The following is an 11,276-nucleotide window of genomic DNA, read 5'->3' as shown; positions in this document are numbered from 1 at the left end:
CCCGACATGGTCGGCTGGCGGCGGCGTCGGGTCTTCGTCCGCCAAGCGCATCGGACCCTCCGCCACCGGGCGCATCGGATCGTCGGCCGCCGGGCGCATCAAATCGTCGGCCGGCGGGCGCATCAGATCGTCGGCCGCCGGCCGATGCGCGGCGGCCATCGCGCGAACTCCCCTTCCTGCGGGCTGGTGAAGCAGCTCTCGGTGAACGAGTTGATGCTGGCGAACTCGGCCAGGAACCGCTCCAGTACGGCGGCGAACAGGAACAGGCGGCTCCGCTCGAACGCCGCGTCGTCCAGCCTGATCGTGATGCGATGACCGCGCGCGATCGCCATGCGATCGAAGCCCGGCACGCGCCGCGCGACCTTGCGCGAGGTGATCGATAGCACGCCGTCGATTTGCTTGCGCAGCGCCGCGTCGTCCTGCTGGCCGTACAGCGCCAGGTGATCGCGCAGCACCGCCGGATCGTCGCCATCCTCCGGCGCCAGCGTCGCGTAATTGGGGGTGAGGTGGCCGATCACCCGCCACGCCGCGTCGCCCAGCCCCAGCGGCGGACGCGGACGCGTCGGCGCGCGGAGCACGGAGACGCCGCGCGCGGGAATGCCGGAGATGGTGAAATGCGAGTCGCCGCGGAACTGCAACAGCTCAGGCAGCTCGCGGTTGGTGACCAGCGCGCGCAGCCCCAATTCCTGGATGTCGTCCAGCCGCCGCGCGTCGCCCGGCGAGGTCAGGCTGATCCAGGTCTCCGTGCCGACATATTCGGTCCGCCGCCGCAGGCGCTGCTCGCGCGTCGATAGCCGGCGCGGGCGCAACTGCGTCGTGTAGAACAGCGCCTCCTGCCAATCATAAAGTAGCGCGCCGAATGCGTAGAGCGGCGCCACGTCGCGCGCGGCGATGTTCTCGCGGTCATGGGCCTTGACCTCCAGCAACCGGAACACCTCGAAATCGAGTGGCTTGGTCCGGTCCGGCACGACATGATATTCATGTTCGTAGGGCGTGATCTGGACGCGCCCGAGCTGCTTCTCGAACAGGTTGATCGCCGGGGTCGCATAGAGCCGAAAGTTGGCGGGCTCCACCGCGCCGGTCAGGATGGTGGACGAACGCGAGAACAGCAGCACCACGTCGCACGCGCTCGGCGACCGCGCGAAGCCGGTGGCGAGGTCCTTGAGGTCGACGAACAGGAAGCGTTCGGGGCAGGCGAAATATTCGGCGAGCAGCCGATAGCCGCGAAACGAGCGCTGGTCGGCGGGCAGCAACGCCTGATCGTCCTCGAAGCCGACCTGCTCGGGTCGAGGCAGGTGCACCCAGTCGCCATTGGCGGGCGCGTCGCTCGACCGCGCCACCACCGCCAGCGTCTCGCCGATCAGCTGCCGGTACAGTTCGCCCGGGATCGCTTCGGAACCGGCCAGGTAGATCGGCAGCGATCGCGGCAGCAGCTTGGGCAGGTCCGCGCCGCCCACCGCCTCGAACCGCAGCCGCAGCCCCGCCTCCGCGCGCACGTTCGCCGCCGCCGCGAACGGTGCCACGGCGGCCCGGCTCGCCAGATATTCCACCTCGCTGATCCGGAGCGGCCACAGCGTCACGTCATGGCCGGTGCGAAACGGCACGGCGGCGTTGCCCTGATCGCTCGCGGTAGCGGTCAGTTCGGTGCCGCGCGGCACCTTGTGCCCCTTGATCAGGACCGGATCGCCCTCCTTGGGCTCGAAGCCGGCGACGCAGATCGACGGCATCGGCGCCAGGTAATGCGGCTGGATCGCGTGCAGCAGATGCTGCGTGAACTCGGGATATTGATCGGCGAGCTTGAGCTGGACGCGCGCGCCGAGGAACGCGACCCCCTCCAGCAGCCGCTCGACATACGGATCGACATCGGTCGGCGTCTTGAGCCCGAGCCGGCCGGCGACCGTCTCGTGCTCCTCGCCGAACTCCCGCGCCGCCTCGCGCAGATAGCCCAGTTCGTCGTTGTAGAAACGGAGCAGCCGGGGATCCATGGCGACGGCGGGCTATTCCTCGACGTCGACCGACGCCGTGTCCGGATCGACATGGGTGTGGAACTTGACGGGCATCGCCTGCGCGGCGGCGGTGATGTCGCCGGAGATGACGAAGGTCACCTGGTGGCGGTGCTCCTCATGCTCCACCGTGTCGACGGTCAGCGAACTCGCCTCGATGCGGGGCTCGAAATCGCGGACGGCCGTGCGGATCTCCTTGGCGCGCTGGAGCACCGAGCGCCGGCCGAGCGTCTTGCCGGCTAGATCGGGCAGACCGTAGTTCAGCACGGACGTCTGGATGCGCGGATACCGTTCCAGGTCGTGCGTCGCGCCGAAATTGGTGGTGTTGAGCAGCCAGGCCAGCTCGCGCCGCACGGTGGCGCGCAATGCCACTTCGTTGAAGCGTTCGAGCTGCGGCACGGTGTAGAAGCGGAAATTCTCCCGCGCGATCACCGGCGTGTTGGAGTCGTCCGCGCGCAGCCCCGCCATGTCGACATCGGCGACCAGCTTGTCGAACAGCGTCGGCGTGAGCCGTTGCTTGACGGCGGCCACGCTCAATCGAACGCGAGCAGGCGGGTGGACAGCAGGTCGCGGTCCTCGCCCGTCGACAGCGTCCACAGGTGCTGCCCGCTGCCGACCTCGCCCGCGTCGGTCTCGCGCCAGCCGGTGACACGGCCGAGCCGCTCGTCCACCTCGGCGGCCGCCTCGCTGCCGGGATAGCGGCTGGGGAGCAGCGCCGCCACCGACTGGCCGGATTTGAGGAAGATCTGGGCCGGATACCAGACGGTATCGCGCAGGTCGCGCGGCCCGTCACTCTTCAGTCTTGCAACCGTGTCGAACGGCACCAAGCCATAGCGCCCGCCGATGATCGCCTCGAACGAGGGGCCGAACCGGCCATCGGCGTCGGCGATCCAGTCGAATGAGACGCCGTCCAGCGTCCCCGGCGTGTCGGGCGCGGCCTCGAACGCCGCGTCGCGCGCGGCGTCGCCCTGCTCGGCCCGGCCCTGCCCGTAATGTTCGACCGCGTCGACCAGCCCGATCGCCCAGTCGCTGTCCTGAAGCAGGTGCAGGCGCGTAGCGCCCGCCCAGACGGCCGCGCGCTCGCGCTCGGCGTCGACCGCCTGGCCATAGGCCATGCTCAGCATCTGCGCTTCCGGCGACAGCTGGGCGAGCAATTGCAGCTGCGCCTTCGCCTTGTCCCACTCGCCCGCGACCGCGAGCAGCTGGAACAGGAACATCCGCGCCTGTTCGTCGGCGGGCCGGGATCGGACGACCTCGACGAGCGCGCGTCGCGCGCCGTCGAGATCGCCTGCCCACAGCAGCTGGTCGGCATCGTTGGGTGCCATGACAACCTCCCGCCGCCGCCCGCTCAGCCGAGCTTCTTGCCGGCCCGGACGTCGAAGCCGAAGGTGGACTTGCCGGCGGAGCCGCCCTTCTCGCTCTGCTCCACATAGTCCATGTTGATCACCGAGTAGGTGACCGAACACGAGTCCTGGCCCTCGGAGCCGCTGGACCCGCTGACCTGGTAGCTGCTCACCACCACGTCCGTGAGGGTGATCGTGATGAACTCCATGGGCTTGTCGCCGTGCTTGAAGCCATGGAAGATCGCCTTGCCAAAATGGGTGCCGGCGCCCATCGCGTTCAGCAATTTCGGCGTCGCCTTGTCGAAATACTTGCTGAAATGAATGTCATGGAAATCGGCCTTGCCGACCGACAGGCCCGAGCCGGTGCGGCCAGCGGTGGTCGGCATCGAGCCGCCGAGTGACATCGACGACACGTCGATCTTGCCCTTCATGTGCTCCGCGGTCGACTCGCCGGGAATTTCGGCGATCTCAAGAAACCAATCAACGGCCATGTCAAAGTCCTCCTAGAAGACCGCGACGTCGATCGCCGGCGGTCCGATGCTGCATGCCCGAATGGTCAGGCGGCCTTGGGCAGGCGGGAAACCATGCTCATCGCGATGTCCATGCCTTCCATCTGGTAATGTGGAACGAACATGAACTTCCCCTTATAGTAACCCGGGTTCTCCGGGTCCGGGATGATCTCCACCTGTGCCCCTTTCAGCGGTAGCTTGGCCTTGGTGAATTCGCTCGACGTTTGCGGCGAACCATCGACGTACTGCATCACCCAGTCGCTCAGATCGCGCTGAAGCTGCGAGGCTTCACGACTTCCACCCACCCAGTCGCGCACCATGCACTTGAGATAGTGCGCGAACCGGCACGAGGCGAAGATATAGGGCAGTCGCGCCGACAGGTTCTGGTTCGCAGTCGCGTCCGCATTGTCGAAGACCTTCGGCTTGTAGAGCGTCTGGCCGCCGATGAACGTCGCCTGGTCGGTGTTCTTGCGATGGACCAGCGCGAGTAGGCCGGCGGCGGACAGTTCCGCCTCGCGCCGGTCGGAGATCGCGATCTCGGTCGGGCATTTCATGTCGACGCCGCCGTCGTCGGTCGGGAAGGTCGCGGTCGGCAGCCCCTCGACCGTCCCGCCCGACTCGACGCCGCGAATGCGCGTGCACCAGCCCCAGGTCGTGAACGCCTCCGTGATCCGGCCGGCCATCGCATAGGCGGCGTTGATCCAGACGTGCTTCTCGTGATCGCCGCCGACATTCTCCTCATAGTCGAATGCCTCGACCGGCTCGGTCTTGGCGCCGTAGAGCGGACGGCCGAGGAAGCGCGGCATCGTCAGCGCCAGATAGCGCGCGTCATCCGACTCGCGGAACGTGCGCCAGGCCGCATAGTCGGTGGCATCGAACAGCTTGCCCAGATCGCGCGGGTTGGCGAGTTCCTGCCAGCTTTCCATGCCGAACAGCCCGGGCGCCGCGCCGGCGATGAACGGGGCATGCGCCGCCGCGCCGATCTTGGCGAGCCCGCGCATCACCTCCAGGTCCGGCGCGGAGTGATCGAACGAATAATCGCAGGTGAACGCGCCATAGGGTTGCCCGCCCAGCTGGCCGAACTCCGACTCGTACACCTTCTTGAACAGCGGGCTCTGGTCCCACGCCGCGTCCCGGTACTGCCGAAACATCTTCCGGCACTCGTCCTTGGACATGTTCATCACACGTATCTTCATGTCCTTCCCCGTCGACGTATTCATGACGAGGTAGTTCAATCCCCGCCACGCGCCTTCCAGCTTCTGGAAGTCGGCGTGATGGATGATCGCGTCGATCTGTTCGGACATCTTGCGGTCGATCGCGGCACGCATCGCATCCACCGTGGTGAACACGTCGTCGCCGATCACCGCCGCGTCGGCGAGCGCCTGCTGCGCCAGCGTCTGCACGGCCTGGCTGATGCGATCCGCCTTCTTGTCGTCCTGCGGCTTGAACTCCTTCTGGAGCAGCGCGGAGAAATCGTCATACTGGAAATCGGCCTGCGGTTGCGCACCAGCCTGAAGAGCTTCGGAAGCCATCATCCGTCTCCCATCCCCCACGGGACGTCATGGTTGATCGTTGTTGGGCAGCCGCCTCGTGCGAGGGCGACCGCCCCGCTTGGTCACTCGGCGGCCGGCGCCTGCTCGGCGTCCGCGTCGCCATTTTGCTTGGCGGACGACAAGGCCGCCATCAGCGTCGGATCCTTCAGCACCTTGTCCAACAGGTTCTGCGCCCCGTCCTTGCCGTCCATGTACAGCAAAAGGTCGTTGAGCTGCTGGCGCGCCTCGAGGAGCTTGGCCACCGCCGGCACCTTCTTGGCGACCTCGCCCGGCGAGAAATCGTCCATGTTCTTGAAGGTGAGGTCGACCGCGAGCTTGCCGCCTTCCGCCGACAGCGTGTTGTCGACATTGAACGCGGCGCGGGGTGCGATCGCCTCCATGCGCTGCTCGAAATTGTCCATGTCGAACTCGGTGAAGTCGCGCTTGGACGCTTCCTTCTTCTCGACATGGCTCTTGCCCGACAGGTCGCTCATCACGCCCATCACGAAGGGCAGGTCGACCTTCTGCTTGGCGCCGTAAGTCTCGACCTCATATTCGATATGGACGCGCGGCGCCCTGTTCTCGCGAATGAACCGTTGTCCGCTCTTGACCGGCATGTGACTTCCCCCTGTGTTCGATCAGCGTGCGACGGAGACTCGATCGCCCGTTTGACCCCCTAAACGGCAGGCTACCCAAAAGCCGGCCATGATCAATAGCCGTACCCCGATTCTTCGGGCGCATCCTTCTTGGAGACGAGCAATTGCCGCGCCGCGGTCGCGCTGTCGGGCAACAGCTCTTCGATGAGCTCGAGAAAGTCCATGCTCACCCAGTGTCGCGCGCGGCGCATCAGGGTAGCTACCGGACTGGCCGGCTCCCGGACCTTGTAATAATCGATGATGGCGTCGATCGCCTTGGTGACGTCGTCGCGACTGTTTACCCGGCCGGACAGGCCCGGGCCCGATGGCATGCCGCCGCCGCCTTCGCTCGCCGCCGCCTCCGGCGTCGGCTCGGGGGTCAGTCCGGCAAAGGGCACGACCGCCTTGTGGAGCGCATTTAGCGTCTCGTAGGTCGTCGTGAAGTTGGTGCCCGTCTCGCTGCCGGCACGGGCGACCAGCACCGCGTCCGTGCGCTTCAGCGCCGCCTTGATCGCGTCGAGCCGAGCGGCGGCGGTCGCGAAGACCTCCTTGACCTCGGTCGGGTCCGTGCTCGCCATCGCGCCACGGAACTGGGCATAGCCCTCCGCCGACTCCCCCTCGCTCGCGAACCGTTCGAGATCTTCGCCGGAAAAGCGACCAACGCGATGCTCCCACAGCGTGGCGCGGCGCAGCGGGGCCAGGAACTCGCGGATCTTGGTGAGCGAGTCGCAAGGCGTCCGACGACCGACGAAGTCCGCTTCCTCCAGCGTCGGATGAACCTCGTCCCACAAATCCTCCAGCAGGCCGGCGAGCAGCTCGGCGCCGTCCGCCACGACCTGAAGGTCGCCCACCTTCGCCCCGGCGCGCGCCAGGTACACGGCAAGCCACAGGTCGCGGGTCTGCTCGACCTGCGCGTTGATGCCGCGGATCGCGTCGCGCCACGCGCGCTCCTCGACCGCCTCGCCCCCGGCGTCGAGCTGGAACGGCGCCTCGATCGCGACGCGCGCATCGTCGTAGCTCATGTCGGGACCGGCCCTGGCGCCGTCCTCGTCGGACAGCGGCGCGGTCAGCACGTTCACGTCCACGGCCGTTCCCCCGATCGCGCCCGCCGCCACGGGCCGCCTCCCCAAGCTGTCCGACGTCGCCGGCCCGACCCCGTCGGAGCGCGGCGACCGTCTTGTCGGCTTAGGAGATCAGCACCGCCTCGACGCGGCGGTTCGCCTCGGACGCCGCCGAGTGGCCGGGCAGCGGCTCGTCCGGGCCGACCCCCTTCACCTCGACGCGGTCCTTGTCCACGCCCTGCGTGACCAGGTAATCGGCGACCGATTGCGCACGGCGGCGCGACAGATCGACGTTCGCATCGCGCGAGCCGCGCGCGTCCGTGTGCCCCTCGATCAGGAAGCGCTTGTCCTTCAACGCGTCGTTCATCAGCGCCACCGCGAAGGTCTTCGCCTTGGCCTCGGCCGCCGGGGTCATCAGCGCCGAATTATACTCGAACGCGAGCATCAGATCGGCGCGAGCGGCGCCCGGCGTCGCCGCCGGACGCGCGCCGGCGAAGCGCCTGGTCGACGCCGGCCGCGTCGCGGTCGGGACGGCGCTCGCGAGATGGAAGCCCTTGGTCTTGGGCGCCGCCTCCATCGGCTGCACCGACGCCTGCGCCAGATGGAAACCCTTGGTCGCGGGCGCGGCGATCATCGGCTGCGCCTGCGCCAGGTGAAAGCCCTTGGTCGCCGGCGCCGCCTTGGTGGGCGTCACGGCCGACGCCGCGTCCGTCCCGCATTTGCCGGCGAAGGTGCACAGATAGCTGTTCACGTCCGCTTGGCTCTGTTGCGCCGCCACCGGCGACGCGATCACGGTAGCCCCCGCCACCATCAAGATGAACCGCATAAAATCCCCTGTTGAGAGAGAAGCCCCGAAAAGTTGATGCGCGCGCATAGTCGTAATCTCCTGCGCTGACAAGTAGACCAACCTGCAACCGAACGAGTGGCCCGGCGCCGTCAGCTGTTATACGTCGGTCGGGCGTCGAGGCGGACACGGCCGGCGCGACGGGGCAGGGTTAACAGGGGATAAGAACGTCATGGCCGCGCAAAGCGATACTCGACAGACGCAGATGTCGATCGATCTGGGCGGCGAACAGGTCGTGTTGGAGCGAGTCGCCTTCCATGAAGCGCTCGGCCAGCCGTTCGAGCTGACCGTCGACATCATCGCCACGCTGGGCGAGATCGACCTGCTGCCCCATTTGGGCAAGCCGGTCACGATCCACGCCTTGGAGGATGACGTGCCGATGCGTCACTTCTCGGGTTTCATCACCGACGGCGAGCTGATGCACGATAGCGGCGCCGGCTTTCATTACCGGCTGATCGCGCGCCCGTTCACCTTTCTGTTGTCTCAGAATCGCGACATGGCGATCTTTCAGGATGTGTCGGTGCCCGACATCATCGGCAAAATTTTCGCCGCAGCCGGACAGACCAATTTCAAGCTGCAATTGTCCAAGACCTACGCCAAGCGCACCTATTGCGTGCAGTATCGCGAAAGTGACTGGACCTTCATCACCCGGCTGATGGAGGAAGAGGGCATCTATTATTTCTTCCAGCACGACGCCGACAAGCACACCATGATCATCTGCGACGCTCCCGGCGCGCACGCGACGGGCAAGCCGGCGAAGCTGCAATTCAGTCAGAATGCGAGATTGATAACGCTGGCCGGCTCGGCCCAGCGCGGCGCCGGGGTCGATCAATGGTTCGTGCATCGCCTGACCGAACGGGTATCGACTCGGGGCGAAGCGCAGGTGACGGTGCGCGACTTCGATTTCGAGAAGCCGGAACGACCGCTCCAGGCGCAGGCCGCCAACGCCAAGCAGCATCCGGGCGACGCGCGCGAGATCTACCATTATCCCGGCGGCTTCGTCGACGAGGGGCGGGGCGGCGCCTTGAGCACGGTCCGCCTCGCCGCGTTGCGCCGCGACCGGCAGAGCTACACGGGCGAATCGCAGGCGATCAGCCTCGCCACCGGCACCAAGGTCACCGTCACGGATCACCCCACCGGTCGGTTCAACCAGAGCTATCTGATCGTCGGAACGCACCATACGATCACCACCGAGCAATATGTGTCGGGCGGTCACGGCGAGGACGAGGGCACGCTCGTCACCTTTGATGCCATTCCGGCGGGAACGCCATTCCATCTGCCGGTCGCCACGCCGCGACCCGTCGTGCAGGGGCTGGAGACGGCGATCGTCAGCGGGCCCGCGGGCGAGGAGATCTACACGGACGAATATGGCCGCGTGAAGGTCCGCTTCCATTGGGATCGCGGCGACACGGCGGGCGAGAAGAGCACCTGCTGGATCCGCGTCGCGCAGTTCGGCAATCTCGGCAGCGTCGTCCTGCCCCGCGTCAACCAGGAGGTGATGGTCGACTTCCTGGGCGGCGATCCCGACCACCCGATCGTCATGGGCTGGGTGTTCAACAAGGGTAACATGCCGGTCTACGACCTGCCGGCGAACAAGACCAAGGCGCTGTGGCGCACCAAACGCTATGGCGAGACCGGTCAGTATCCCGACGCGCAAGACCTCGATACCGGCGCGCCGGGGGTCAACGAGCTGCGTTTCGAGGACAAGGGCGGGCATGAGGAGGTGTTCCTGCACGCCGAGCGCGACATGAACACGCGGGTCCGCTTCCAGGAGACGCATCACGTCGGCCAGAACCAGGAAGAGAAGGTCGGGCACGATCGCCACGCCATCGTCGGCCGCGACGAGTCGACCGAGATCGGCCGCGATCAGAACCTGACGGTAAAACGCGACCAGAACGAGGAGATCAAGAACAACCGCACGGTCAAGGTGACCGGGGACGACGAACTGAAGGTCACCAAGTCGCAGACGATCACCGTCGACGAGGAGATCACGATCGAGGCGAAGAAGAAGATCACCCTCAAGGTCGGCAAGTCGACGATCGAGATGAGCCTCGAAGGCATCTCCGTCGCCGGCCTGACGCTCAAACAGGAGGCCAAGCTGCAGAGCAGCAGCAAGGCGCTGTTGATGGAGCTGAAGGCCGACGCGATCAACACGATCGGCGGCGGCCTCGTGAAGATCAACTGACAAGGCCGGGGCTTGGCGGAGTCGACGCCCGCGCGCTACACGGTTGGCGGGGCTGGAACGGGGAGCGGCGAGGTGATGGAATGGGGGCAGGTGCGCTGGACGGAAGCGCGTCAACTCGTCGCCTATCAGGGCGTCGAGACCGAGAAGCTGCCGGCCGAGGGCCTGGCGCCCGCGCAACATTTCGCGGGCCTGCGCGCGGCGGGCGAGCGCGAGGACGCGGCCGAGTTCCTGGCGCTGGCGCTGCCCCGGTTCGAGGCGATCGCCTGGGCCGCGCACGTCATCGAGGAGGTCGCCGACGCCCGCAAGCTCGCCGGACCCGACCGCCGCGCGCTCGACTATGCCCTGCGATGGCTGGGCGACCCGAACGACGAGCGCCGACGCGCCGCCTTCGACGCCGCCAGCGAGGCCAGCGAACGCGCGCCCGAGCGCTTCCTCGGCATGGCCGTGTTCTTCTCGGGCGGCTCGATCTCGGGCGTCGACCTGCCGCCCGTGCCGCCCGCACCCGAGCTGACCGGCAAGATGGCCGGCGGCGCGCTGACCTTCGCCGCCCATCGCGCCGCCGATCCGGGCGCGACACTGGACCGGGCGCTCGATCTCGGCGAAAAGGTCGCGCAGCAGGGGATGCAGGCGCTGGCCACGCGATGACGCTGACACTCAGGATCCGGGGACTGGACCGGCTCGACAACGGCATGCCCGCCGAGTTCGTGCTCAACCGGCGTGGCGCGGTCATCGGCCGGGCGGCGACGTGCGACTGGAGCCTGCCGGACCCTCGCCACTATATCTCGTCGCGACACCTGGATGTCGGCTACCGCGACGGCGCCTACACGATCACCGATGTCAGCACCAACGGCACCTTCCTCAACGGCGCCGGGGAACGGATGGCGGAGCCTCGCCGCGTCGAGCCGGGCGACCTGTTTACCGTCGGGCAATACGACATCGCCGCCGAGCTGACCGGCGAGGCCGCCGCCGCGATCGAGCGGCGCGAGGAACGACAGACGGAACAGGCGAACAAGGAAGCGAGCTGGTCGTGGGATCAGCATGGCGGCAGCACCGGGCCTGGCCAGTCCGCCGCGCCCGATGATGGCGGCGGCTGGGGGGCCGCCGCGAACGACGAAGCGTCGAGCGGGTTCGCGGGCGAGGCCGCGCCGCTCGGCGGCGGCTGGG

11 protein-coding genes are annotated in these 11,276 nt (G+C 67.3%); 3 read left to right on the top strand and 8 right to left on the bottom strand.

Features of this window, described 5'->3' with window-relative positions; all coding sequences use genetic code 11:
- Nucleotides 1–122: 122 nt before the first annotated feature.
- The 8 genes from tssF to HUU95_RS01825 form a co-directional block, all read right to left on the bottom strand.
- Nucleotides 123–1,985, bottom strand: a complete 1,863-nt coding sequence (gene tssF / locus HUU95_RS01860; RefSeq protein ID WP_174278535.1) for a type VI secretion system baseplate subunit TssF — start codon at nucleotides 1,983–1,985, stop codon at nucleotides 123–125.
- 12 nt (nucleotides 1,986–1,997) lie between these two features.
- Complete coding sequence (gene tssE / locus HUU95_RS01855; protein WP_254602559.1) at nucleotides 1,998–2,534, bottom strand: type VI secretion system baseplate subunit TssE; 537 nt, start codon at nucleotides 2,532–2,534, stop codon at nucleotides 1,998–2,000.
- Nucleotides 2,535–2,536: 2 nt separating this feature from the next.
- Nucleotides 2,537–3,328, bottom strand: coding sequence for a type VI secretion system accessory protein TagJ (locus tag HUU95_RS01850; protein ID WP_174278534.1), 792 nt, complete (start codon nucleotides 3,326–3,328; stop codon nucleotides 2,537–2,539).
- A gap of 23 nt (nucleotides 3,329–3,351) precedes the next feature.
- Nucleotides 3,352–3,837, bottom strand: a complete 486-nt coding sequence (locus HUU95_RS01845) for an Hcp family type VI secretion system effector (protein ID WP_174278533.1) — start codon at nucleotides 3,835–3,837, stop codon at nucleotides 3,352–3,354.
- A gap of 65 nt (nucleotides 3,838–3,902) precedes the next feature.
- Nucleotides 3,903–5,387 carry a type VI secretion system contractile sheath large subunit gene (tssC, locus tag HUU95_RS01840; protein WP_174278532.1) on the bottom strand — a complete coding sequence of 495 codons (1,485 nt, stop codon included), beginning with the start codon at nucleotides 5,385–5,387 and terminating at the stop codon, nucleotides 3,903–3,905.
- A gap of 83 nt (nucleotides 5,388–5,470) precedes the next feature.
- Entirely contained in the window at nucleotides 5,471–6,004 is a 534-nt protein-coding gene (tssB, locus tag HUU95_RS01835; RefSeq protein ID WP_174278531.1) for a type VI secretion system contractile sheath small subunit, read from the bottom strand.
- A gap of 92 nt (nucleotides 6,005–6,096) precedes the next feature.
- Nucleotides 6,097–7,137 (bottom strand): ImpA family type VI secretion system protein, encoded by a 1,041-nt coding sequence (locus HUU95_RS01830; protein WP_174278530.1) that lies wholly within the window; start codon nucleotides 7,135–7,137, stop codon nucleotides 6,097–6,099.
- 70 nt (nucleotides 7,138–7,207) lie between these two features.
- A complete protein-coding gene (locus HUU95_RS01825) occupies nucleotides 7,208–7,909 on the bottom strand; it encodes an OmpA family protein (protein WP_174278529.1) in 702 nt (233 codons plus the stop codon).
- 190 nt (nucleotides 7,910–8,099) lie between these two features.
- Between HUU95_RS01825 and HUU95_RS01820 the strand changes: the two genes are divergently transcribed.
- The 3 genes from HUU95_RS01820 to HUU95_RS01810 form a co-directional block, all read left to right on the top strand.
- Nucleotides 8,100–10,112 (top strand): type VI secretion system Vgr family protein, encoded by a 2,013-nt coding sequence (locus HUU95_RS01820; protein ID WP_174278528.1) that lies wholly within the window; start codon nucleotides 8,100–8,102, stop codon nucleotides 10,110–10,112.
- A gap of 12 nt (nucleotides 10,113–10,124) precedes the next feature.
- Nucleotides 10,125–10,757 carry a DUF6931 family protein gene (locus HUU95_RS01815; RefSeq protein ID WP_174278527.1) on the top strand — a complete coding sequence of 211 codons (633 nt, stop codon included), beginning with the start codon at nucleotides 10,125–10,127 and terminating at the stop codon, nucleotides 10,755–10,757.
- The coding region (locus tag HUU95_RS01810; RefSeq protein ID WP_174278526.1) for a type VI secretion system-associated FHA domain protein at nucleotides 10,754–11,276 on the top strand (523 nt) is incomplete at its 3' end. The genes HUU95_RS01815 and HUU95_RS01810, both read left to right, overlap by 4 nt.

The sequence above is a fragment of the Sphingomonas bacterium genome, from assembly GCF_903643065.1.
Classification (GTDB): Bacteria; Pseudomonadota; Alphaproteobacteria; order Sphingomonadales; family Sphingomonadaceae; genus Sphingomonas.
The sequence above is the reverse complement of the archived record's forward strand: the minus strand, read 5'-3'. Positions and strand labels throughout refer to the sequence as shown.